The organism is Cryobacterium sp. N21 (assembly GCF_002929575.1).
Taxonomy (GTDB): domain Bacteria; phylum Actinomycetota; class Actinomycetes; order Actinomycetales; family Microbacteriaceae; genus Cryobacterium; species Cryobacterium flavum.
The window spans coordinates 293,017-318,238 of sequence record NZ_PJJQ01000034.1; the positions used below are offsets into that span (position 1 = coordinate 293,017).

The 25,222-nt window shown below is 66.3% G+C and carries 16 protein-coding genes and 1 tRNA gene; 13 read left to right on the plus strand and 4 right to left on the minus strand.

Annotated elements, in window-relative coordinates; genetic code table 11:
* Positions 1–93 precede the first annotated feature (93 nt).
* On the plus strand, positions 94–3,315 hold the full coding sequence (locus tag CXY77_RS13565) for an ATP-dependent DNA helicase (protein ID WP_233197402.1): 3,222 nt from the start codon (positions 94–96) through the stop codon (positions 3,313–3,315).
* Positions 3,312–6,683 carry an ATP-dependent DNA helicase gene (locus CXY77_RS13570; RefSeq protein ID WP_104130241.1) on the plus strand — a complete coding sequence of 1,124 codons (3,372 nt, stop codon included), beginning with the start codon at positions 3,312–3,314 and terminating at the stop codon, positions 6,681–6,683. The genes CXY77_RS13565 and CXY77_RS13570 overlap by 4 nt, the downstream gene beginning before the upstream one ends.
* Here CXY77_RS13570 and CXY77_RS13575 read toward each other — a convergent pair.
* Entirely contained in the window at positions 6,566–7,714 is a 1,149-nt protein-coding gene (locus CXY77_RS13575; RefSeq protein WP_134379310.1) for a phosphotransferase, read from the minus strand. The two genes, CXY77_RS13570 and CXY77_RS13575, sit on opposite strands and share 118 nt — an antisense overlap.
* An 86-nt stretch (positions 7,715–7,800) precedes the next feature.
* On the opposite strand from CXY77_RS13575, the gene nudC reads away from it, so the two are divergent.
* Positions 7,801–8,784: an NAD(+) diphosphatase gene (nudC, locus tag CXY77_RS13580; RefSeq protein ID WP_092341524.1), complete on the plus strand. Its 984-nt coding sequence runs from the start codon at positions 7,801–7,803 to the stop codon at positions 8,782–8,784.
* A 2-nt stretch (positions 8,785–8,786) separates the two neighbouring features.
* Complete coding sequence (locus CXY77_RS13585; protein WP_092341523.1) at positions 8,787–10,496, plus strand: ATP-dependent helicase; 1,710 nt, start codon at positions 8,787–8,789, stop codon at positions 10,494–10,496.
* On the opposite strand, the gene CXY77_RS13590 is transcribed toward CXY77_RS13585, so the two are convergent.
* The 3 genes from CXY77_RS13590 to CXY77_RS13600 all read right to left on the minus strand — a co-directional run bounded on the left by CXY77_RS13590 (position 10,387) and on the right by CXY77_RS13600 (position 13,835).
* Positions 10,387–11,232 carry a TOMM precursor leader peptide-binding protein gene (locus CXY77_RS13590; RefSeq protein WP_140425533.1) on the minus strand — a complete coding sequence of 282 codons (846 nt, stop codon included), beginning with the start codon at positions 11,230–11,232 and terminating at the stop codon, positions 10,387–10,389. The genes CXY77_RS13585 and CXY77_RS13590 overlap by 110 nt on opposite strands.
* A gap of 140 nt (positions 11,233–11,372) precedes the next feature.
* On the minus strand, positions 11,373–12,383 hold the full coding sequence (adhP, locus tag CXY77_RS13595; RefSeq protein WP_092341549.1) for an alcohol dehydrogenase AdhP: 1,011 nt from the start codon (positions 12,381–12,383) through the stop codon (positions 11,373–11,375).
* 150 nt (positions 12,384–12,533) lie between these two features.
* The gene (locus tag CXY77_RS13600) at positions 12,534–13,835 is read right to left on the minus strand and encodes a zinc-dependent metalloprotease (protein WP_104130310.1); all 1,302 of its coding nucleotides are present in this window, start codon (positions 13,833–13,835) and stop codon (positions 12,534–12,536) included.
* Between the two features lie 210 nt (positions 13,836–14,045).
* On the opposite strand from CXY77_RS13600, the gene CXY77_RS13605 reads away from it, so the two are divergent.
* The 9 genes from CXY77_RS13605 to iolD all read left to right on the plus strand — a co-directional run bounded on the left by CXY77_RS13605 (position 14,046) and on the right by iolD (position 25,178).
* Entirely contained in the window at positions 14,046–15,149 is a 1,104-nt protein-coding gene (locus tag CXY77_RS13605) for a PDZ domain-containing protein (RefSeq protein WP_104089266.1), read from the plus strand.
* A 133-nt stretch (positions 15,150–15,282) separates the two neighbouring features.
* Complete coding sequence (locus tag CXY77_RS13610; protein WP_233197404.1) at positions 15,283–18,198, plus strand: UPF0182 family protein; 2,916 nt, start codon at positions 15,283–15,285, stop codon at positions 18,196–18,198.
* A gap of 222 nt (positions 18,199–18,420) precedes the next feature.
* Positions 18,421–18,494: transfer RNA gene (locus CXY77_RS13615), tRNA-Met, on the plus strand.
* An 81-nt stretch (positions 18,495–18,575) separates the two neighbouring features.
* Positions 18,576–18,701, plus strand: a complete 126-nt coding sequence (locus CXY77_RS20875) for a hypothetical protein (RefSeq protein ID WP_255410030.1) — start codon at positions 18,576–18,578, stop codon at positions 18,699–18,701.
* A gap of 228 nt (positions 18,702–18,929) precedes the next feature.
* Entirely contained in the window at positions 18,930–19,892 is a 963-nt protein-coding gene (iolC, locus tag CXY77_RS13620) for a 5-dehydro-2-deoxygluconokinase (RefSeq protein WP_104089265.1), read from the plus strand.
* The gene (locus CXY77_RS13625) at positions 19,889–20,770 is read left to right on the plus strand and encodes a class I fructose-bisphosphate aldolase (RefSeq protein WP_104130243.1); all 882 of its coding nucleotides are present in this window, start codon (positions 19,889–19,891) and stop codon (positions 20,768–20,770) included. The genes iolC and CXY77_RS13625 overlap by 4 nt, the downstream gene beginning before the upstream one ends.
* Positions 20,771–20,806: 36 nt before the next feature.
* Positions 20,807–22,318, plus strand: a complete 1,512-nt coding sequence (locus tag CXY77_RS13630) for a CoA-acylating methylmalonate-semialdehyde dehydrogenase (protein WP_104130244.1) — start codon at positions 20,807–20,809, stop codon at positions 22,316–22,318.
* A gap of 8 nt (positions 22,319–22,326) precedes the next feature.
* Positions 22,327–23,280: a 5-deoxy-glucuronate isomerase gene (gene iolB, locus CXY77_RS13635; RefSeq protein WP_104130245.1), complete on the plus strand. Its 954-nt coding sequence runs from the start codon at positions 22,327–22,329 to the stop codon at positions 23,278–23,280.
* 11 nt (positions 23,281–23,291) lie between these two features.
* Complete coding sequence (gene iolD / locus CXY77_RS13640) at positions 23,292–25,178, plus strand: 3D-(3,5/4)-trihydroxycyclohexane-1,2-dione acylhydrolase (decyclizing) (RefSeq protein WP_092341516.1); 1,887 nt, start codon at positions 23,292–23,294, stop codon at positions 25,176–25,178.
* Positions 25,179–25,222: the final 44 nt, after the last annotated feature.

Consider the following 25,222-nt stretch of genomic DNA (forward strand, 5'->3'; position numbering starts at 1 on the left):
AACTGCCTTTCGTAGCCTTGCGCCCAGAGTACGACAGAACGCAGACCAGCCCTGACCGATTTCACTGTCGGCGCAACCCGTTACCGTTGAAATGTGACCAACCTCGACCTTGATGCCGCCCAGCAGGCCGTTCTCGACCTCCCCGACGGGGTGAGTGGCGCGGTGATCGGCGCGCCAGGCAGCGGCAAGACCATGACGCTCGTCGAACTCGTGGCCGATCGGGTCTTGAACCGTGGCTATTCGCCGAGCGAGGTTCTGGTGCTGGTGCCGACCCGCGCCGGTGCCACAGCCCTGCGCGACCGGCTCGCACTGCGCCTCGGTGTGCCCACCAACGGTCCGCTGGCTCGCAGCGCCAACTCGGTGGCCTTTCAGATTGTGCGTTCCGCCGTGGCCCAGGCCGGTGATCCTCCGCCCACGCTGCTCACCGGTGGCGAGCAAGACCAGATCATCGCCGAACTGCTGCAGGGCCACCTCGACGACGGAGCAGGGCCGGCCTGGCCGGCCACGCTCGGTGCCGACGTGCGCCGCCTGCGCGGTTTTCGCACCGAACTGCGCGACCTCATGATGCGAGCGGTGGAATACGGGGTGACCCCTGGCCAGCTCGAGCGTTTCGGCCTCGGTCGGCCGGAGTGGGTTGCGGCGGCCGAGTTCATTCGCGGCTACGAGGAGGCCAAAGACCAGGCTCGCCCGGGCCAGTTCGACTCCACCGAGCTTGCCCGCTATGCCGCCGCGATCGTGGCCGGTGCCGAGGCAGGAATGGCGGGCGTTGCAACACTCGGTTCGCTGGCCGGCTTGCGCTTGATTGTGCTCGACGATGCGCAGGAGGTCACCCAGGCCACGCTCACCCTGCTCGCCCAGTTTCAGGCGCGCGGGGTAGCGATCGTCGCCGTCGGCGACCCCGACATCAGCACCGGCTCGTTCCACGGTGCCCACCCGGATGCCCTGGGCCGTCTCGGCTCGTACCTGCGTCCCGGCGTGCCCGCAGACGGCGGCCGGGTGGCCGCGCCGATCGTGCTGGGGACGGTCTACCGGCACAGGTCGGGCATCCGTCGTGTCGTCGCGGAGATCACCAGCCGGATCGGGGCGGCGGTGGCTGGAACCCAGCGTGCCGCGGCCAGCATCGAACAAGCCAGCATCGAACCGGCCACGATCGAACAGACGAGTGTGGCGGCCGTTCCGGGCGAATATCTCGACCAATCCGTGCACACCGTCGTTGCCAGCAGCCCGGCCGATCAGCTCGCTGTGATCGCCCGGCTGCTGCGCGAACGCCACGTGATCGACGACATTCCGTGGTCCCGCATGGCCGTGATCGTGCGCACCGGGTCGCTGGTCCCTTCGATCTCCAAGGGGCTCGCAGCCCTAGAAGTGCCGACCCAGATTTCGACGGCGAGCACCGCGCTGCGCGACGAGTACGCGGTGCGGGCCTTCATCCTGGCCCTCGAAGTAACCCTCGGCCGTAAGCCGCTCGCCCCGGAAGCAGCGACCCTGCTGCTGCGCGGCCCGCTCGGCGGACTCGACCCGATCACCCTGCGCCGGCTGCGCGCAGCGCTGCGCCAACAGGAGCTGGCCACTGACAACGCCGAACCGCGCAGCGCTGACGACCTGCTCGTTGCCGCCCTCCTCGACCCCGAGCTGCTCCTCACCATCGACAACCGCACCGCCCGCCGTGCGGCCGGCTGCGGAGCCAGCCTGCGCCAGGCCAAAATCGAATACGACGCTGGCGCCACCATCGAAGAACTGCTCTGGGGCCTGTGGCAGCGCAGCGGCCTCGAGCGAGAGTGGAAAGAACAGTCCACCGGAACCGGAATCGTCGCCGACGAAGCCAACCACAACCTCGACGCCGTCGTCGCCCTGTTCTCCGCCGCCCAGCGCTATGTCGAGCGCACGCCATCGGCCCCGCCGGTATTGTTCCTCGAACACCTCGTCGACACGGATGTGCCCGAAGACACCCTCGCGCCGCGCTCGCTCGGCGCTGCCGTCATCGTGTCGACGCCGAGCGGCACCATCGGACGGGATTTCGACATCGTCGTGCTCGCCGGCGTTCAGGCCAACGTCTGGCCCGACCTGCGCATCCGCGGGTCACTGCTCGGCGCCGGTGACCTGGCCCTGGTTGCTTCGGGACAGGGCGATACGGGGCTGGCCGGAACCGCTGCCCGCACCCAGGTACTCCACGACGAACTGCGCATGTTCGCCCAGGCCGCCAGCCGGGCCACGACCGAACTGCTCGTCACCGCCGTAAGCAATGAAGAGAACGAACCCTCGGTGTTTCTGCGCCTGCTGCCCGCGCCTGAGCCCGACCTGGGCGTTGACGATCTTGGCCGCTACCCCCTGTCGCTGCGCGGCCTGGCCGGGCGGCTGCGCCGCGACCTAACCCGCGCCATCCGCTCGCCGGCTCGCACCGACTCCGAGACGGTCGCCCGGGCAGCGGATGCCGCGGCCACGCTGGCCCGCCTGGCCAGCGAAAACGTGCCCGGCGCTGCGCCCGACCAGTGGTACGGGCTGACCGACCCCAGCACCGTGCGCCCGCTCAACGATCCAGAGGCCGGCGACGAGCCCGTGCGGGTCTCGCCGTCGCGCATGGCGGCCTTCGAAACCTGCCCGCTGCACTGGCTGATCGGCCAGGTCGGCGGTGGCAGCTCGAACACCGCAGCGAACCTCGGCACGATCATTCACAAGGTCATGGAAGACGCGACCGATCGCCGGCCCGAAGCGCTCTGGCAGGGCGTGGAGGCGCGCTGGAATGAGCTCGACTTCGACGCTGACTGGCAGTCGCGCGTGCAGAAGGTCGCAGCCAGGGAGCTCACCGACCGGCTCGCCTCCTACCTGCTCGATTTCGAACGCGGCGGTGGTGAGCTTTTGAGCGCCGAGGGCACCTTCACGCTTGAGGTGAGCGGTGCCGTGCTCTCCGGCACCATCGACCGGGTGGAACGCCAGGCCGACGGCCGGGCCGTGATCGTCGACCTGAAAACCGGCAAGGGTGACGCGACCAGCGATGTCGGCGTCGCGGAGCATCCGCAACTCGGCGCTTATCAGCTAGCGTTCCAGGACGGCGTCATCGAGGGCGTGTCCGGGGACATGGACCTGGCCGGGGCCCGCCTGGTCATCGTCTCGTCCGGCACGGTCAAACAGAATTACCGCAATCCCACCCAGCCCGCCTTCACGCCGGAGCAGCTCGTTGCTTTCCGCGAGCGGGTCGGTGCCGACGCGACGGGCATGGGCGGCGCCACCTTCATCGCCGAGATCACCTCGCACTGCCTCGACCCGCGGTCCCACGGGTCCTGCCGAATCCACGTCATCAAGCAGGTCAGCTCATGAGTCTCAGCACGACGATCTCGACAATTTCGGCCCTCGACATCGCCGCGCAACTCGAACTGCCGCCGCCCACCAGCGAACAGCAGGCGGTGATCGAGGCGCCGCTCACTCCCACCCTGGTGGTCGCCGGAGCCGGCAGTGGCAAGACCGAGACCATGGCCAACCGGGTGCTCTGGCTGCTCGCGAACGGCCACGCCCGTCCCGACCAGATTCTCGGGCTCACCTTCACGCGGAAGGCAGCCGGCGAACTGGGAGAGCGCATCAACCGGCGCATCACCGAGCTCGACCGAGCCGGCCTCATGCCGATGATCGCCGGCACCGATGACGGCGATGACTCCACCGCAGCGGCGGGTTCCGACCTGTTCAACACCCCGAACGTCTCCACCTACAACTCCTTCGCCAGTCGCCTGTTCACCGACAATGCTCTGCTGCTCGGCCGGGAACCGGAGTCAATTCTGCTGAGCGAAACGAGCGCCTGGCTGCTCGCCCGGCGGGTCGTCATCGAGCACGGCGACGGCCGCCTCGTGCCGTTCGGCAAGAGCCTCGACCAGGTCACCGACGCCGTGCTGCAGCTCAGTCGCGCCCTCGCCGAGAACCCGCCAGCCTGGCACGACGGCGCCCCGGGAGCGCCGCACGACCTCGCCGCTCTGGCCCAGAGTTTCGCCTACCTCCCCGATCTGCCCTACGGCAATCCGCGCAAGAAGAAGCCCTACGATTCGGCGGTCGAGTCCCTGGCCTCGGTTGCACCGCTGCCGGTGCTGGCCGAACTCGCCGCGCACTACAGCAGCGAGAAGCGGCGCCTCGGCCTGATCGAGTTCTCCGACCAGGTGGCCCTTGCACTCCAGGTCTGCCAGAAGGTCGATGCGGTCGTCGACCGCTACCGCGACCAGTATCGGGTGGTGCTGCTCGATGAATACCAGGACACCTCGGTGTTGCAGACCGAGCTGCTGCACACCCTGTTTCGTGACCACCCGGTGATGGCGGTCGGTGACCCGCACCAGTCGATTTACGGATGGCGCGGTGCCAGTTCCGCAAACCTGCTCGGCTTCGCGCAGGATTTCAGCGCCGCAGCGTCCGCTCCGACGATGTCGCTGTCGTTCACCTGGCGCAATCCCGCTCGCGTGCTGGATACCGCCAACGCCCTCGTCGCGCCGCTCAGCGAAGCCTTGCGGGCCAAGCCGGGCGGAATCCAGGTCGAAACGCTCAAGGTGCCGACCGGCACCAGACCAGGCACTGTCGACGCGGTCATGGCGCAAACCATCGCCGAGGAGGCCGGCGCGGTCGCCGACTGGTTTGCCGCCCGGCTGGTCGGCGACCACGGGCCCGCCGACTACAGCGGCGCGATGCTGTTTCGTGCGCGCCGCGAGATGGACTACTTCGCCGAGGTACTGCGGGCGCACGGTGTGCGCGCCCACGTGCTCGGCCTCGGCGGGTTGCTCTCGACCCCGGAGGTCGCCGATGTCGTGAGCGTGCTGCGTGTGGTGCACGACCCGGCTGCCGGCAGCGAACTGGTACGCCTGCTCAGCGGCGCCCGCTACCGGGTCGGCGCCCGCGACCTCGCGGCGCTCGCCGACGTGGCGCGCTGGCTGGCCGGACATGACTGGGCGCAGCAGGCCATCTCGGCCGATCTACGGGGCAAGCTGCGGGCATCCGTCGCCAGCGACGAGGGCAGTTCCCTCGTCGATGCGCTCGATTTTCTCGGCACTGCGCCTGACTCCCACGGCCAGTTCGACGGGTTCAGCGAGCTGGGGCGCGCCCGCGTGCAGTCGGCCGGTCGGCAGCTGGCCTGGCTGCGATCCCGCGCCGGCCTGCCGCTGCTCGACTTCGTGCGCCTGATCGAGCAGGAATTTCGGCTGGACATCGAACTGACCGCGAACGAGGCCAACGATCTCGGACTGGCCAACCTGTACTCCTTCCACGACACGGTTGCCGCCTTCCTCGACAGTGACGAGCAGGGCACCCTGGCCAGTTTTCTGCGCTGGCTGAAGCGCGCGGAGCTGCAGGATGACCTCGGCCCGCGCGCCGAACTCTCCGAACAGGGCACCGTGCAGCTGCTCACGATTCACGGCGCCAAGGGCCTGGAATGGGACTTCGTAGCTATTCCCAACCTGACCGAGAAGAGCCTCCCCGCGGCTGCTCGCGACACCAGCGGCTGGCTGCGTTTCGGCGAACTGCCCTACGGTTTTCGCGGCGACCGCTCCGAACTGCCCGAACTTGAAATCATCGGCCACGAGACCCAGCTCGACTACGAGCTGGCTTTCCAGACCTACAAGGCCGAGCTGGCGACACGGCACGACGACGAAGAACGCCGGCTCATCTACGTGGCCACCACCCGCGCCAAACGAGAGTTGCTGCTGACCGGCTCGTTCTGGGGCCCCGGATCGACCATGCGGCGGCCCAGCCGCTACCTGACCGAACTCGCCGAGGCCGGCCTCATCCCCGCCATCCCCGACACGAGCGACGAGGTCGTCAAGCCGGATTCCGCCGAGGACGGCACCGAACTGTGGCCGTTCGACCCGCTCGGTACCCGTCGCGCGCTCGTTGAAGCCGCAGCGACCCGCGTGGCGGGCAGCCAAGCGGATGCCCCCACCCGCTGGTCCCACGCGGTCACCCTGCTGCTCGAGGAACGCGCCCTGCGGCTGGCCGGTGGCGCGGCGGCCCCCGTACCCACCCGCATTCCGGCCTCCCGGTTCAAGGATTACGTCGACGACCCGGCCGGAGTCGCCGCCGAGCTGCGGCGCCCGATGCCGCAGCGTCCCTATCGGGCCACGCGGCTGGGAACTCTGTTCCACTCCTGGGTGGAGAGCCGCGCCGGCGGTGCCACCGGTAGCGACCGCGTCGATGCCGCACTGAACGAACTCGACTTCGGCACCGACGACGACGGCGGTACCGGCACGCTGAGCGACCTCGGGGTGCCGGAGCAGGAGCAATTCGCGGTACTACAAGCTACCTTCGAACGGTCCGAATGGGCCGATCGGGCGCCCGTCGACGTCGAGATTGAAATTCACCACGTGCTCGGCGGCCAGGTCTTTGTCTGCAAGCTCGACGCCGTCTACCAAACGCCGACCGGGTTTCAGGTGGTCGACTGGAAAACCGGGCGGGCACCAAAAAACGCCGCCGACCTCGAACTCAAGCAGACGCAGCTCGCGCTCTACCGATTGGCCTATGCCCGGTGGAAGGGGATCGATCCGAGCATTGTCGACGCGGTGTTCTACTTCGTGGCCGACGACACCGTCATAGCCCCGGAGCGTCTCTACTCCGAGGCAGACCTTCTCGCCGCCTGGTCTGGGGCGATGACCCCGGTGCTCGACGAAGCATCCTCGGAGTCGTCGTCGGATTCGGAATCGATGGTCAGTCCCGAGAAGTTGTAGCTGTCGGTGTGCATCGCTGCGTGCTGGTCGTAATCCCGAGCGGCGCGCGGCATGTGGTCGAGCATGGTCTCCACGTCGTCGACGGTCATGATCGGGCCGGTTTCGGGGGAGAGCGGCTGCTGGGTATGGCTGTGCACGGTATCGACGAGCCCGTCGAGCATGGCGACGGCGTCATCGACGATGGACTGGTCGTGGCTGCTCGCGCCGTGCAGCAGCCAGCGGGCCAGCTCGAGCTCGGCATAGAGCATGGCGCGCTGGGTGATGTGGGTATCACTGCCCTGGCGTGCGTTCGAGTAGGCATCGATGGCCAGTTCGGCGGCGTCACCGCGCGCGGCAAGCAACCAGTGCAGGTCGCGGGCCGGGTCACCGACGGCCAGGCCCGACCAGCCGAGAATGCCCGACACGGCGTCGTCGGTGATCAGAATGGAATCGGCCGACATTGACCCGTGAACCACGGCCGGTGCGAACTGCCACAGCGCATCGTCGTCGGTGGCCTGTTCCCAGCGGCGCAGAAGCGCGGCGGGCAGGTAGCCCGTGTTGGCGGCGCGGTCGATCAGGTCGATCGTATCCTTGCGACACTGTTCCGCGCTCTGCTGGGGAAGCCCGGCGGTGCCGATGAAGGCGCTCGGCAGTGAGTGGATCGCGGCGATGGCCCGCCCGATCGACCCGGAGACGCCCTCGTGCCCGGTGAGGGCATCCGCATCGAAACTGTCACCGGCCAGCAGCTCGTAGACGACCGCGCGGGTACCTTGAATCGGCGTCTGGCCGACATATTCCGGAACGTCGAACGGCAGCCGGCTGCGATTGCCGGTGGTGAGCGCGCGCAACGCCACGAGGTCAGCGGACTGCTCCGTTTCGGCCGACTGGCTGGTAGGAACGCGAATGATCAGCGCCCGCCCGTCTCTGTCGATGACGAGCGCCGAGTCGAACAGTCCGTGCGCGCCGGCACTGTGCTTACGGGCGTAGGCCACGTCGAGCCCCGGAACAGCGGAGGTGGCTAACGCGGCTAGAGTGAGTTGAGTTCTGGCCATGCCTACTAGGTTAGATCGAATTACGCACCTGCTGGTTATTCGCCACGCCTCCACACCCACGTTCTCGCAGAGCTCGGAGATTCACCATGTCGTTCACTTTCACGACGCGGTTGCCGCTGTCTCGGCACGCGATCGACCGCGATCATCTCAGCCGTGGCGTTCCCGGGCTGTTCGACCAGCTCTGGGCGGATGCCGCCACCCGCGTTCTGCCCGTCTGGCACGGTAAAATTCTGCTCGCGCCAAAGGACCACACCGGCGCCGTGCACCTCGCCCTGCTGTCGCCGACGAGCCTGCCGATGAGTGCACAGAACCCGAGCCTGCGCGTCTACCTGGGCCGGTCGCTCTCGACCGACCTGCCCGAAGCATTCGGGACGCAAATCGTCGCCGTGCAGCTCGATGATGCCGCCGCTGTCGGCCTCGAGTCCGATTCCACGCGCTGGGTCGGCCTGCGCACGGTCGCGACCGTGCTGGATGACCGTGACGCCGGCCTGTTTACCGAGGCCCTCGGCGTGCTCAACTGGCACGCCTCACACGCTCACTGCCCGCGCTGCGGCGCCGCAACTGTGGTCGAAGAGGGCGGTTGGGTGCGTCGCTGCCCGGTCGACAACAGCCAGGTTTTTCCGCGCACAGACCCGGCCGTGATCGTGCTCATCACCGACGCCGACGATCGCATTCTGCTCGGCTCCAACGCTATGTGGGAGAACAACCGATATTCGTTGCTCGCGGGTTTCGTCGAACCCGGCGAGGCCCTGGAATCGGCCGTGATCCGCGAAATGTTTGAGGAATCCGGCCTGAGGGTCACCGACCCGGCCTATGTCGGCTCGCAGCCGTGGCCGTTTCCGGCCTCGGTCATGTGCGGGTTCACGGCCCGGCTAGCCGACGACCAGCCCGCCCACGACCTGCTGCCCGATGGCGCCGAGATTCTGGCGCTGCGCTGGTTCAGCCGGCAGGAACTGCAGGACGCCGGCGAGTGGATGCTGCTGCCCGGCCCGTCCTCGATCGCGCACGCCATGATCGAGCGCTGGCTCGGCGCCCCGCTGCCCGCCGCGACGGAACTGATCCGACCGTGACGGTGACCGCCGATTCCTTACTGAAAGGCCTCGACGAGCAGCAGCGGATTGCCGCCGAAGCGCTGATCGGCCCGGTCTGCATGCTCGCCGGGGCCGGCACCGGCAAGACCCGCGCCATCACCCACCGCATCGCGCTCGGCGTGCTGACCGGCGCCTATGCTCCCAACCGGGTCATGGCGCTCACCTTCACGAGCCGCTCGGCCGCCGAACTGCGCGGTCGTCTGCGGCAGCTCGGCGCCGGGGGAGTGGCCGCGCGCACCTTCCACGCCGCCGCGCTGTCCCAACTGAACTACTTCTGGCCGCACGTCGTCGGCGGGCAGGCACCACGCATCCTTGACGGCAAGGGGCGCATTCTCGGCCACGCCGCCGAAGCCCTGCACCTTAAAATCGACACCGCCACCCTGCGCGACCTCGCCGCCGAGGTGGAATGGCGCAAGACCAGCGGCCTGAGCATCGAGCAGTACGCTGCCGGCATCGCCAGACGCAGCCTGCCCGGTCGGCTCGATGTGGACCAGGTGGTCGCCCTGCAGCAGACCTACGAGAAGCTCAAAGACGATCGCAAACAGATCGACTTCGAAGACGTGCTGCTCGCCATGGCTGGCATGATCGAGGCCGAACCGTCGGTGGCACTGCAGGTGCGCGAACAGTACCGATTCTTCGTCGTCGACGAATACCAGGACGTCTCCCCGCTTCAGCACGACCTGCTCGCACTCTGGCTCGGCGACCGCCGCGACCTCTGCGTCGTCGGCGACGCCAGCCAGACCATCTACTCCTTCGCCGGCGCCCGCAGCGACTACCTGCTCGACTTTCCCAAACACTACGAGGACGCCACCGTGGTGCGGCTTGAGCAGAACTACCGGTCAACGGCGCCGATCGTGGCCACTGCCAACCAGCTCATGCGCGGCCGTTCCGGCGCGCTGACCCTGCACGCCGCACAGTCCGACGGCGGCCCCGATCCGACAGTGCGCGGCTATGCCTCCGATATGGCCGAGGCGCGCGGCGTCGCCGAGCAGATCCTGCATCTCATCGACACCGGCACCAAACCCGAAGACGTGGCCGTTCTGTTCCGGGTCAACGTGCAGGCCGCGCTGCTCGAAACGGCGCTGACCGAGGTGGGGGTGAGCTACCAGATTCGCGGGGCCAAACGGTTCTTCGACCTGCCGGAGGTGAAGCAGGCGGTGATGAGCCTAAGGGCGGCATCCGTTTCGATCGTCGGGGAACCGCTGTTCAAGTCGGTCAGCGACGTGTTGCGTTCGCTCGGCTGGAGCCAGACGGCGCCGGAGACGCGCGGCGCGGTGCAGGCTCGGTGGGAATCCCTCAATGCCCTGATGGGGCTGGTCGACCAAGCCGCACCGGGAACCACATTTCGCCAGTTCACCGACGAGCTGATGGAACGCCAGGCCGGCCAGCACGAACCGACCGTGTCGGCCGTGACGCTCGCCACGATGCACTCAGCTAAGGGCCTCGAATGGGATGACGTGTTCGTGGTCGGGCTCAGCGAAGGTCTCGTGCCGATCAGCTATGCCAGCACCTTCGATCAGATCGACGAGGAACGTCGTCTGCTCTACGTCGGCATCACCCGGGCCCGCCGCCGACTCGCGCTCAGCTGGTCGTCGTCGGGTGTGCAGGCTCGCGCGCCTCGGGAACGGTCTCGTTTTCTGCAAGAGCTTGGCAGCCGCACCGCTCGTGGAGCCGGTGCTCGCTCCGCGTGACGGTACCGGTGACGGCGTCGATGCTCAACGACCGGGCGAACACCGCTGACCGGCCCGTCTCCAGGCGATCCTGTACGAGCCCGGCCACTCGGGCGGCCACCTCAAAACTCAGCCTGGGCGTTTCACTCGGGGCCTGTCGCGGGGCCAGCTGGCAGGCCATGGCCGGCCATGCCGGATCAGTGTCAACGTGTGCCAGTTCCAGGCAGGTCAGGCAGGGCCCCTGGCCCGGTTCGACCAGCGGCCCGACCCGCGCCGCGCTGTCGCTGAACACCACCGGAAGGTGCGGAATATCACGGCGCAGCCAGTGTCCGTGACGCTCGGGTGAGAAAACGTACTGCCCGACCAGCACGGCCAGGTCGGGTTCGTCGCCGGGCAGCGGATCCTCGATGCCGAGGTTGGACAGCAGGGTGCGCACCCGAAAAGCGGTCGGCCCGACGCCGTCAACGAGCACGGTGCGGGGCAGGGGCGTGACCTTGGGTTCTGCATCGTCCGGCACGTACAGCAGTGCCGGCTCGAGCAGTTCGAGCAGGTGCGCCACCTCCGCAGCGGATGCCCCGGCGAGGGTTCCCAACAGCAGCGCACCCGATCGATGCACCCCAGCAGTGAGGGCTGACAGCACGGCTTCGTGGGCGAGAGTGAGCCCGCCGATCGTGACGATGGCGTGGTCCACGCCGAGTTGGACGCAATCCGGTGTGCGCCAGACCAGTGGGTATCGTGGGTTCAGTCGGAGGGCCATGCCGACATGATGACGCACCTGGCCAGAACGCGGAGAAGTTATCCACAGGCACACCAGAGGTGCGGGCGCGACCACGCTCGAACATTGGGATTCGAACGTATCCGCAGCCCGCACCTCAGTGCAGATCGTGGTGGGGCAACCTAGTAGCGGATGACCACGCGACCGTCGATCTTGCCGTGCTTCATCTCGTCGAGTACCTCGTTGACCTCGTCGATGCGGCGTTCGGAGACCGTGGGGTGAATCTGGCCGCGCGCGTAGAACTGCAGGGCTTCTTCCATGTCCTGGCGGGTACCCACGATGGAGCCGCGAATAGTGAGGCCCTTGAGCACGATGTCGAAGATCGGGGCTGGGAAGTCTCCCGGCGGCAGGCCGTTGAAGACGATGGTGCCGCCACGACGGGTCATGCCGATTGCCTGGCCGAAGGCGGCCGGGTGAACCGCGGTCACGAGTACGCCGTGCACTCCGCCGGTGGCTTTCTGAATGGCGGCGACCGGGTCTCCGTCGAGAGCATTGATCACGAGTTCGGCACCGTGCTTGCGCGCGAGCGCGAGCTTGTCGTCGGCGATGTCGACGGCGGCAACGCGCAGGCCCATCGCCTTGGCATACTGCACGGCGATGTGACCGAGGCCACCGATGCCGGAGATGACGACCCACTGGCCCGGACGGGCCTCGGTCATCTTGAGGCCCTTGTAGACGGTGACGCCGGCGCACAGCACCGGGGCGATTTCGATCGGGTCGGCGCCGTGAGGAATGCGCACGGCGAAGCGGGAGTCGACGAGCATGTACTGTCCGAACGAACCGTCGACGCTGTAGCCGCCGTTCTGCTGCGCTTCGCAGAGGGTCTCCCAGCCGGTACGGCAGTACTGGCAGCTGCCACACGCGCTCCAGAGCCACGCGTTGCCGACCAGGTCGCCGACGGCGAGGTCATCGACGCCGGCGCCGAGGGCGACGACCTCGCCGACACCCTCGTGGCCGGGAATGAATGGCGGGCTCGGCTTGACCGGCCAGTCGCCCTCAACGGCGTGCAGGTCGGTGTGGCAGACACCGCTGCTGATCAGTTTGACCAGGGCCTGGCCGGGGCCGGGGGTTGGTACCGGTACCTCATCGATGGTGAGGTTCTGGCCGAACTCGTGCACGACGGCCGCGTGCATGGTCGTGGGCACCCGGGTGGATTTTTTCGGATCGCTCTCGGTAATCGTCATTGCCAAACTCCTTCGTTTGGGACATTTCGTCCGTTGCACGACGGTAGATCAGCAAAGGTTGCCGCAACGTTGCGCCCCCCTGAGGGGTAGAAAAGTGTTCTATTCCTCGTGCGGGCGCTCGGCACCGTCATCGCGCAGCAGGTCTTCGAGAGCCTGGTCGACGTCGTCGAGCACGTCGGGCTCGCCACGAGCCGCACTCGTGAGGCGAGCAATGAGCTTCTGGGGATCGTCGATGTCCTGCTCGGTGGGCAGCAGATCGGGGTGCGACCAGAGCGCGTCGCGCGCTTCGTTACCCACGGCATCCGTCACGGCCTGCCACATGGCAGCAGCCTCCCGCAATCGGCGCGGGCGAAGCTCAAGACCGACGAGGGTCGCGAAGGCGGATTCGGCTGGGCCACCGGAGGCTCGGCGGCGTTTGACCGTCTCGGCGATGGCATCCGCTTTGGGCAGTCGGATGGTGGCGCGAGCGGTGACGATGTCGACCCAGCCTTCGACCAGGGCGAGCATCGTTTCGAGGCGGGCCAAGGCTGAAATCTGTGACTCGTCCTGTTGCTGGATGAGCGAACCGTCGACCATGGCCTGACGCAGGTCTTCCGGGTTCGACGGGTCGAAGCTTCCGGCGAGTTCTTCGAGCCGGCTGGAGTCGATACTGATTCCGCGCGCGTAAGCGGTGACCGCGCTGGTCAGGTGCAGGCGCAGCCAGCGGGCATGACGAAACAGACGGGCGTGGGCGATCTCGCGCACGGCCAGGTAGATCTGCACCTGGTCTGCGGGAACGTCGAGGCCGTTGCCGAAGTCGGCAACGTTCTGGGGGAGCAGTGCAGCCTGCTGCTCGCCGAGCAGCGGAATGCCGACGTCGCCGCCGCTGACGACCTCGCTGGCGAGCTGGCCGACGACCTGGCCGAGCTGCATGGCGAACAGGGTGCCGCCGATACTGCGCACGAGCTGGCTCGCGTTGGCGACCATGCCCTGCATCTCCTCGGGCACCTGCTCGGCGAAGACGCGGGTCAGAGAGTCGGAGATGCTCGTGGCAACGGGTTCGGCCAGCTGAGTCCAGAGCGGCATGGTCGCGGTGACCCATTCGCGGCGGGTCATGAGGCGTGGTTCAACGGTCAGTTCGGCCACGGAGATGACGTCATCGAGCCAGAGCGCCGCAATGTGAAAGGCCTGACGCAACTGGGTCTGCTGCTCATCGGTCGCCATGAGCTGGCCATTGGCCGCTCGCTGCTGGCCCTGGGTGAGCGCAATCTGCCAGTCCACGCCGGTGCCCTGGGAGTTCATGGCACCCTGGAGCTGTTGCATGAGGGCGGCCACGCTGGCCGGATCGTTCGGCAGGCCGGCAGCACCGGCAAGCTGGCTCGGGTCGATTCCGCTCTTGCCGCTCAGAATGTCGCGCAGCATGTCACGAAACTCGTCGCTCGGCTCGTTCGGGTTCTGATCGTTCGGGGGTAGGGAGTCGTCGGCCACTTCAGGCCCCTCTCAGTTGCATACTTCTACGCTAGTGCGAGTAGCCCGCTCGGGGCAGGGAAATATCCTAGGCTGAAGGGCTTGCTGTGCGCCCGTCGCGAACACGACCCGTAACCAGACCAGTACCAACACGGAAGGAGCACGGTGGCTCTCTTCACCCATGACTCACCGGCACCCACCAGTGCACGGCGCCGGCGCCCATCGTTCGGCTGGATGGCGCTGCTGATCGCACTCGTCGCCGGGGTGATCCTGGGTATCATGCCGGCCCCCTACGTCATCGAGAAGCCAGGCCCGGTCTTCAACACCCTCGGCTCTGCCACCGACGCCGATGACGTCGAAACGCTGCTCATCACCATCCCCGACGAGACGGTCTACCCGACCAAGGGCACGCTGGATCTGCTCACCGTGTCGTTGCTCGGCAATCGGGAGAACCGCCCGAGCTGGCTCACGGTTGCCGGAGCCTGGCTCGATCCGAGCGAGGCCGTACTGCCCATTGATCAGGTCTTTCCCGAGAACGTCAGTACCGAGCAGCGCGACGCGCAGTCGAGCGCCGACATGATCAATTCCCAACAGGATGCCATCGCCGCCGCACTCACGCACCTCGGCTACGACTACCCCACGACGGTCACGGTGGTCAGCCTGCCCGATGGTTCTCCGGCCGCGCGAGTCATCGAGCGCAAGGACCAGATCGCCGCGGTGAACGGCCAAGCGGTGGCCAATGTCGCCGAACTGCGCGCTGCCCTGCAGGTCAACGGCGCTGATAAGGCGGCGAGCATCGACATCCTGCGCGGCGGTGTCGCGCAAACCGTCTCGGTCACGCCGATCGACAACGACGGAACGGTGGTGGCCGGAGTCAACGTGTCGGTCACCTATGACTTTCCGTTCGAGGTGCAGATTCAACTCGACAAGGTCGGCGGCCCCAGTGCCGGGATGATGTTCGCGCTTGGCATCATTGACAAGCTCACCCCTGGCCAGTTGCAGGGCGGCGAAAACGTGGCCGGCACCGGAACCATCGATCAGTCCGGCGCGGTGGGACCGATCGGCGGCATCCAGCAGAAACTGCACGGCGCACTTGAGAGTGGGGCAACCTGGTTTCTGGCCCCAGCGGACAACTGCGACGAGGTGACCGGCAATATCCCCGATGGTCTGACCGTGTTCTCGGTTTCGACGCTCGATCAGGCGCTCACGGCCCTCGAGGGAATCAAGACCGGCGACACGAGCGACCTGCCCACCTGCCCGGTTAAATAGCGAAAGATTATAGTCCCCTCGACGCGTGGCAGTGATGACTCTCTCAGGGGCGCTTAAGTAAGATAGAGGCTGACCCTGATCATGTAGTCAATGATCACCCTGTACCCAACGACTGAGCGCAAGAGGCCAATTCGTGAGTTCATCAGCAGCCGACAACGCCCCACGGCGCAGCCGAGCCCCGCTAGCAATCACCGCAGCAATTATCGCAGGGTTGGTGATCCTGTTCTTTATCTTCGCCGGACTGTATACCGATGTGTTGTGGTTTGACCAACTCGGGTTCCTTAATGTGCTGACCACCCAGTGGATCGCCGGCAGCGTGCTGTTCCTGATCGGGTTCGTCGCCATGGCCGTGCCGGTGTGGGTGAGCATCCAGCTGGCCTACCGCCTGCGCCCGGTTTACGCGAAGCTCAACTCGCAGCTTGATCGCTACCAGCAGGTCATTGAGCCGTTGCGTCGCCTTGCGATGTACGGTATCCCCGCCCTGCTCGGCCTCTTCGCCGGTGTGGCCGCAGCCACCCGCTGGCAGACCGTGCTCATGTGGCTCAACCGCACCGAGACCGGGCGCGTTGACCCGCAGTTCAACTTTGACATCTCCTTCTATCTGATGGACCTGCCGTTTTACCAGGCCGTGCTCGCCTTTGCATCCGCTGTGGTGCTCATCGCGGCCCTCGTCACGGTCGCGACGAGCTACCTCTACGGTTCCATTCGGGTGTCCGGCCGCGAGGTGCTCATCTCCAAGGCAGCACGTGTGCAGATCGCCGTCACTGCGGCGCTGTACCTGTTGCTGCAGGCAGTGAGTATCTGGTTCGACCAGTACTCCACCCTCACCAACCAGGGTTCGCTCATTACCGGTGCCGGCTACACCGACGTAAACGCCACCATCCCCGGCCGTGCGATTCTGGCCGGCATCGCCGCCGTCGTCGCCCTGCTCTTCATTCTCACGGCCATCATCGGCCGCTGGCGCCTGCCGGTCATCGGAACCGCGCTGCTGATCGTGTCGAGCCTGCTGATCGGCTCGCTCTACCCCTGGGTCGTCGAGCGCTTCCAGGTGGAGCCGAGCGCCAAGGCCCTCGAGGCCCCGTATATCGAGCGCAATATCGACCTCACGCGTGATGCCTACGGCGTCGCCAACATCGAGGAGATCGCCTACGACGCGAAGACCACCGCCGAGCCGGGCGCCCTGCGTGCCGACGCCGCGACCACCGCGAACATCCGTATCCTCGACCCAGCACTGGTGAGTGACTCGTTCGGCCAGCTCGAGCAGTTCCGCCAGTACTACCAGTTCCCGAATAATCTCGATGTCGACCGCTACATGATCGACGGCGTGTCGCAGGACACCGTCGTCGCCGTTCGTGACCTCAACCTTGACGGCCTGAACACCGGTAACACCTGGGTCAACTCGAAGACCGTCTACACCCACGGCTATGGTGTGGTGGCCGCTTACGGCAACCAGCGCTCGGTCGACGGGCAGCCCGTGTTCCTCGAATCCGGCATTCCCACGAGCGGTGCGCTCGGTGATTTCGAACCGCGCATCTACTTCGGCGAGACCTCGCCCGAGTACTCCATCGTCGGCGCCGAAGACGGCGTCGATCCGATCGAGCTGGACTATCCGTCGGGCACCGAGGGTGCCGGGCAGACCTATACGACGTTCTCCGGCGACGGCGGACCGAAACTCGACAACGCGTTCAAGAAGCTCATCTACGCGCTCAAGTTCCAGTCCGAGCAGATCTTCCTGGCCGCGTCGGTCAACGACAAGTCAGAGATTCTCTACGATCGTGACCCGGTGACCCGCGTGCAAAAAGTTGCGCCGTACCTGACACTGGACTCCGACGCCTACCCTTCGGTCGTCGACGGGCGCGTGAAGTGGATCGTCGACGGGTACACCACGTCGGCGAGCTACCCGTACTCGACCCCGGTGAGCCTGAGCGACGCCATCGCCGACACGCAGACGCCGGCTCAGCCGTATGCGCTGGACAGCATCAACTACATGCGCAACTCGGTCAAGGCCACGGTTGACGCCTACAGCGGCGAGGTCACCCTCTACGCCTGGGATGACACCGAGCCGCTGCTGCAGACCTGGCAGAAGATCTTCCCCTCCACGCTCAAGCCCATGAGCGAGATGAGCGGCGACCTGATGAGCCACGTGCGCTACCCAGCCGACCTGTTTAAGGTGCAGCGGGCCATCCTCGGCCAGTATCACGTCACCGATCCGGGTTCGTTCTACTCCAAGGACGACGCGTGGATCTCGCCGAACGACCCCGACTCGCCCGCGACCAACCCCACCCTGCAGCCGCCGTACTACCTCACCATGCAGGTACCCGGATCGGACAAGCCGTCGTTCTCGATGTACTCCACTTTCCAGCCGGAAGCGACCGGTGAATCCAGTCGTAACGTGCTCTACGGCTACCTCGCCGTGGACGCCGACGCTGGATCAGTAGACGGTGTCAGAGCGGATGGTTATGGCCAGCTGAGACTCCTCAACCTGCCCAAGGACGGCACCGTGCCCGGTCCCGGCCAGGTGCAGAACGTCTTCAACGCCGACCCGACCGTCTCGACCGAGCTCAACCTGCTGCGGCAGGGATCGTCGACCGTGCTGAACGGTAACCTGCTGACCCTCCCGGTCGGTGGCGGACTGCTCTACGTGCAGCCGGTCTACGTGAAGTCAACGGGTGAGACCAGCTACCCGCTGCTGCAGAAGGTGCTCGTGGCCTTCGGTGATCAGATCGCATTCGAAGATACCCTGAACGGTGCCCTCGACGTATTGTTCGGCGGCGACTCTGGTGCGACGGCCGGTGACACGGCCGTACCGGACACGGCTGCCACGGGTGGTGCGACCGGTGAGACGCCGGCCACGGGCACGGACGTGCCCAGCACCTCGACCGGCGATCCGGCAACGGATGCTGAACTCAAGTCGCTGCTCGCCGTCGCCAAGACCGCGATTGCCGACAAGGCAACCGCACTCGCCGCCGGCAACTTCGCCGACTACGGCACGGCGGACGCCAAGCTCTCCCAGACGATCGCGAGCATGCTCGCCCTGCTCGGCGAGTAGTTCGTACCCCGAACAACCGGACGCAAGCCCTCACCCGTCTCGGGTGGGGGCTTGCGGCCTTTGTGCGCTGCGCCGCGGGAGGGGGATTTTGAATATTTTCCTTGCGGCGAGCCATTCCATGGTGTTTGATGCCATTAGAGATGCAGATTCGGTGCCCAATTGGCGATATCAACCCAAAGTGGTCAACCGAGCTTTCAGGGTGTGCTAGATTTGTACTTGTAGCGCGGGGTGGAGCAGTTCGGTAGCTCGCTGGGCTCATAACCCAGAGGTCGTAGGTTCAAATCCTGCCCCCGCAACAGATGCCCCCGGAACCCTTGGTTCCGGGGGCTTTTTCGTGCCGGTCTCCTTATCCGTGGCAGTGCCGTAGCGTTGCCGTCATGAGCAATGACGCGACCATGGCCATCGACACCGAGCTGGCCGATGCGCGAGCAGCCACCACCTTTGTGGCCGGCGGGCAGCATCCGTTTAGTCGTCGCTGCACCCTACGCGACAACCATCGGTGATGACGACGCTGCGAGCGTTGTCTCCGGGAGTCTCGCCAACCTCACGGGCTGGGCGACGGGGCGAACGACGCGGAGCATTTCTTCAGCTGAGACACCCGTTCCGGCGGCACCGCGCTGGCTCTGAAAAACTTATTGTGAATATGTCATGACATTAAGCTCAATGGGCGCTACTGTGGAGGAACGGCGACAAGCCGACCACTTCTAGTTCAGAAAGTTGTACATCGGCGTATGACGACTTCACCGCGATCCCCCCACGACGTGCTCACGATCGGCCGCGTCGGCGTTGATATCTACCCGTTGCAGGACGGTGTCGGCCTCGAAGATGTCTCGACCTTCGGCAAGTACCTCGGGGGCAGCGCCACCAACGTCGCCGTCGCGGCTGCGCGCCACGGACTGAACTCAGCGGTGATCACCCGCACCGGAAACGACCCCTTCGGCAATTACATTCACCAGGAGCTCCGCCGCCTCGGCGTGAGCGACGAGTTCGTCTCCGGCGTGCCCGACCTGAACACGCCGGTCGTGTTCTGCGAGATCTTTCCGCCCGACGACTTTCCCCTCTATTTCTATCGGGCACCCAAAGCTCCCGACCTGGTCATCAATGCAGACGAACTCGACCTGGACGCCATCAAGAACGCCCGCATCTACTGGTCGACCGTCACCGGCCTCAGCGAAGAACCCAGCCGATCCGCTCATTTCGCGGCCTGGCAGGCTCGTGGTCGCAGCCCGCTAACCATTCTCGACCTCGACTACCGGACCATGTTCTGGGCCTCACCCGAAGAGGCGAGCGCCCAGGTGGCACTCGCCCTCGGCCAGGTGACTGTTGCCGTCGGCAACAAGGAAGAGTGTGAAGTCGCCGTCGGCGAGACCGAACCGCTTCGGGCCGCCGACGCACTGCTCGAACGCGGCATCGAACTGGCCATCGTCAAGCAGGGTCCCAAGGGCGTGCTCGCGAAAACGCGCACCGAAACCGTCGAGGTGCCGCCGTACTTCGTCGACGTCGTCAACGGCCTCGGCGCCGGCGACAGCTTCGGCGGGGCACTCTGCTACGGACTGCTGCAGGACTGGCCGCTGCGCCGTATTCTGCAATTCGCCAACGTGGCCGGCGCCATCGTGGCCGGCCGCCGCGAATGCTCGACAGCAATGCCCACGACCACGGACGTTGAAGAAATTCTGAAGGGACTGTCAGCATGACCACGCTGGACTTCGACGCCCTGCGGCATGCCCGCGCGACGCAGCCCGAGCGCATCGGCGAAATTCTTGCCAGCCGCACCCGCCGCGAGCTGATTCGCGGCGACGGGCGCCTGTTCATCGTGGCCGCCGACCACCGCGCCCGCGGTGCGCTCGGTGTGCGCAACGATGCCAACGCCATGGCCAACCGCTATGACCTGCTTGAAAGCATCGCCACCGCGCTCTCCCGCCCGGGCGTCGACGGCGTGCTGGGCACCCCCGACATCATCGACGACTTGGCCCTGCTCGGTCTGCTCGACGACAAGATCGTGGTCGGTTCGATGAACCGCGGCGGGCTCTGGGGTTCGTCGTTCGAGATGGACGACCGCTACACCGCCTACGACATCGACAAAATCAAGCGCGACCGGCTCGACTTCGCCAAGAACCTCGTGCGGATCAACCTCGAAGACGCCGGCTCGCTGGCTACCCTCGAGGCGACAGCGCTCGCCGTCAGCGAAGCGGCCAAGTGCGGCATTCCCATTATGCTCGAACCGTTCATGAGCTCCTGGGCCAATGGTCGCGTCAAGAACGACCTCACAACGGATGCCGTCATCCTCTCGATTGCCATCGCCGAGGGCCTCGGCAACTCCAGCGCCTACTCGTGGCTGAAGCTGCCGGTCGTTGCCGACATGGCTCGCGTTATGGCCGCCACCACCCTGCCGACCCTGCTCCTCGGCGGTGACCCGGTCGGCGAACAGGAAGAAACGTTCGACTCCTGGCGGAACGCCCTCGGGCTGCCCGGCGTGCGCGGCCTCGTCGTTGGCCGCAGCCTGCTCTACCCGAGCGACGGCAACGTCGAGGCGGCCATCGATACCGCTGCCGAACTCGTGCACGGCGTCTGAAACGTTCATTCACTCTCGTTCAGAAAGAAGACCACTATGCCCGGAACAACCACGGATTTAGCCCTCGTCGCGCACTGGATCAACGGAAAGGAGCAACCGGGAATCTCCGGTCGCACCGCCCCGGTTTACGACCCCGCCCTGGGCACGGTCAGCAAAAACGTGTCGCTCGCCGACCAGGCCGAGATCGCAGCCGCCATCGCGAGCGCCAAGGCCGCCTTCCCAGCCTGGCGCGACCTGTCCATGGCCAAGCGCCAGCAGGTTCTATTCAGCTTTCGCGAACTGCTGAACGCCCGCAAGGGCGAGATGGCCGAGATTATCACCAGCGAGCACGGCAAGGTGATTTCCGATGCCCTCGGTGAGGTCTCCCGCGGCCAGGAGGTCGTGGAATTCGCCTGCGGTATTCCGCATCTGCTCAAGGGCGACTACTCCGAAAACGTCTCCACCGGCGTCGACGTGTACTCCACCCGCCAGGCCCTCGGCGTTGTCGCCGTGATCAGCCCCTTCAACTTTCCGGCCATGGTTCCCATGTGGTTCTTCCCGCTCGCCCTCGCGGCCGGCAACGCCGTCATCCTCAAGCCCAGCGAGAAGGACCCGAGCGCGGCCATCTGGATGGCCAAGCTGCTCAAGGAAGCAGGCCTCCCCGACGGCGTGTTTACCGTGCTGCAGGGCGACAAGGAGTCCGTCGACGGCCTGCTCGAGCACCCCAATGTGAAGGCCATTTCCTTCGTTGGTTCGACCCCCATCGCCCAGTATGTCTACGAGAGCGGCACTCGCCACGGCAAGCGCATACAGGCCCTCGGCGGAGCCAAGAACCACATGCTCGTGCTGCCAGACGCCGACCTCGACCTTGTCGCAGACTCGGCCATCAACGCGGGCTGGGGCAGCGCGGGGGAGCGCTGCATGGCCATCAGCGTGATCGTCGCCGTCGAACCGGTCGCCGACGTGCTGATCGAAAAGATCGTGACCCGCATGAACACCCTCACCGTTGGCGATGGCCGCCGCTCCTGCGACATGGGCCCGCTCGTCACCGAGGTGCACCGCGACAAGGTCGCCAGCTACATCGACATCGCCGCCGCAGACGGCGCCACGATCGTCGTCGATGGCCGCGGCATCGAGGTGAACGGCGACCCGAACGGATTCTGGCTCGGCCCGACCCTGATCGACGCCCTGCCCGTCACCTCCAAGGCCTACACGGAGGAGATCTTCGGACCGGTACTCTCAGTGGTACGCGTGGCAAGCTACGAAGAGGGCGTCGACCTGATCAACTCCGGAGCGTTCGGCAACGGAACCGCCATCTTCACCAACGACGGCGGCGCGGCCCGCCGTTTTCAGAACGAGATCGAGGTGGGCATGATCGGCATCAACGTTCCGATCCCCGTGCCCGTGTCGTACTTCTCCTTCGGCGGTTGGAAAAACTCACTGTTCGGCGACATCAAGGCCCACGGCGTTGAGGGCGTGCACTTCTTCACGCGCGGCAAGGCCATCACCAGCCGCTGGCTCGACCCGAGCCACGGCGGCATCAACCTCGGCTTCCCGCAGAACGCCTAGGCCCCGCCATGACAACGCCATCCGCTGCCCCTCACCCGCGCGACTGGTTCTACGCCCGGGGCTCCCTCGAGCGTGACGGCTGGGAAACCGTCGTCGACACCGCAATCAGCGGATGGCGCTACACCGGCATCCGCGTCGCCGCGGTGCCCGAGGGTGGCTCAGCACAGCTGGCGGCGGAGGCCGTCGAACGCATCGTAGTGCCCCTCGCCGGGGCGTTCACGGTGCGCTACACCCTCGCGGGGGAGGCCGAGCCGCGGGTGCAGGTTCTCGCGGGACGGGCATCCGTTTTTCACGGCCCGACCGACACCCTCTACCTGCCCACCGGAACCGCGCTGTCCATTGAAGGTGCGGGCCGGGTGGCGGTGGCCGAAGCGCCGACCGATCAGGCGCTGCCGGTGGCGTATATCCCCAAAGCGGATGTCCCGATCGAGTTGCGCGGGGCGGGTCGCTCCAGCCGCCAGGTGCACAACTTCGGCACCCCGGCCAGTCTCGCGGCCGACCGGCTGATCGTGTGTGAGGTGATTACGCCGGCCGAGAACTGGTCGAGTTACCCGCCGCACAAGCACGACGAGCACCGGGAGGGCGTGGAGTCGAGGCTCGAGGAGATCTACTACTTCGAGAGCAACGTCACCCGAGGCCAGGTCGCGCCGGAGACGGCGCGCCCGTTCGGTCTCATGCGCACCTATTCATCCGAAGCCGGAGATATCGACATCTCGGCCGAAGTGCACACCGGCGACGTTGCCCTCGTGCCCTTCGGCTGGCACGGCCCCTGCGTTGCAGCGCCCGGCTACGACCTCTATTACCTCAACGTGATGGCCGGCCCTGACCCCGACCGCTCGTGGCGCATCAGCGATGATCCGGCGCACGGCTGGATTCGGGGCACCTGGTCGGGCCAGGAGTTCGATTCCCGGCTTCCTTACACTTCAGAACCCGCAGTACTCCGAAAGGACACACCAGCGTGACAACCCGACGCATGACAGTCAGCCAGGCACTCATCGAGTTCCTCGCCCACCAGTACACCGTGGACGGCGATGTGCGCCAACGCACGATCGCGGGCACCTTCGGCATCTTCGGACACGGAAACGTCGCCGGCATCGGCCAGGCCCTCAAGCAGCTGTCCGTGGACGACCCAACCCTCATGCCGTATCATCAAGCGCGCAACGAGCAGGGAATGGTGCACGAATCGGTGGCTTTCGCCCGGATGCGCCGACGTCGGTCGACCTTCGCCTGCACCGCCTCGGTCGGCCCCGGTGCCACCAATATGCTGACCGGGGCCGCCCTTGCCACGATCAACCGGCTGCCCGTGCTGCTGCTGCCGTCCGACACCTTCGCCACCCGGGTGGCCGACCCGGTGCTGCAGCAGTTGGAACTGCCGCACGACGCGAGCATCAGCGTGAATGATGCCTTCAAACCGCTGTCGCGCTTCTTCGACCGGGTGCAGCGCCCCGAACAGCTTTTCTCGGCCGCGATCGGCGCCCTGCGGGTGCTGACGGACCCCGTAGAAACCGGCGCCGTCACGCTGTGCCTCCCCGAGGACGTGCAGGCACAGGCTCTGGACGTGCCGGTGGAGTTTCTCGCTGATCGGGAGTGGCGCATCCGTCGCCCCCGGCCGGATCGGGGCGTCATCGACCAGGTCGTGCGCGCCATCCGTGAGGCCAAGCGCCCCATGATCGTGGCCGGCGGCGGCGTCATCTACTCCGACGCCGCAGCGGCGCTCGCCGCCTTCGCCCTGCACACCGGCATTCCGGTTGGCACCTCGCAGGCCGGCGTCGGTTCCCTCGTCTGGGACCACCCGCAGAGCCTCGGCGCCGTGGGCGCCACCGGAACGACAGCCGCCAACCGCATCGCCCGGGACGCCGACCTCATCATCGGAATCGGCACTCGGTACAGTGACTTTACGACCGGCAGCCGCACCGCGTTCCAGCATCCCGGCGTGCGCTTCGTCAACATCAACGTGGCGTCCTTCGACGCGATTAAGCATGGCGCAGCCATCGCGGTGGTAGCGGATGCCCGGGAAGCGCTGCTGGAACTCACCGAGGGTCTCGATCGCTACCGGGTCGACGCCGAATTTGCCGATCGCATCCGCTTGGAGAAAGCGGAGTGGAACGCGGTGGTCGACGAGGCCGTCACCCCGAGTGGTCGGCCGTTGCCGGCCCAGTCGGAAATCATCGGCGCGGTGCAGCACGCCGCAGACCCGCGCGACGTGGTCGTCTGCGCGGCCGGCTCGCTGCCCGGCGACCTGCACAAGCTGTGGCGGGTGCGAGATGAACTCGGCTACCACGTTGAATACGGCTTCTCCTGCATGGGCTACGAGATTGCCGGGGGCATCGGCGTGCGCCGGGCTGCCCCCGACCGTGACGCGATCGTCATGGTCGGCGACGGCTCGTACCTCATGATGCACACCGAGATCGTGTCGGCGGTGGCTGAGGGCGTCAAAGTCATCATCGTGCTGGTGCAGAACCACGGCTACGCCTCGATCGGTCATCTGAGTGACACCGTGGGGTCGCAACGGTACGGCACGCAGTATCGTTTTCGCGACACGGCCCACAACAACTTTGAAACGGATGCGACGCTGCCGATCGACCTGGCGGCCAACGCGGCCAGCCTGGGTATTTCAGTGATCAGGGTCGAGCCCGGGCCAGACGCCATCGCTGATCTGGCCGCGGCCGTGGCCAGGGCGAAGGCCTCCGTGACAGCGACGCTCATTCATGTCAACAGTGACCCCCTGCTGTTCTCACCGGACACGGAGAGCTGGTGGGACGTTCCTGTGGCCGAGGTGTCGGTCCTGGACAGCACGACGCAGGCGCGCCGTGATTATGTGGCGCAACGTGAGAATCAACGCCCCTATCTGGGGTCCTAGCTCATCCGACCAAGATTTGTAAGTATGTTAAGACAAAGCCTTGA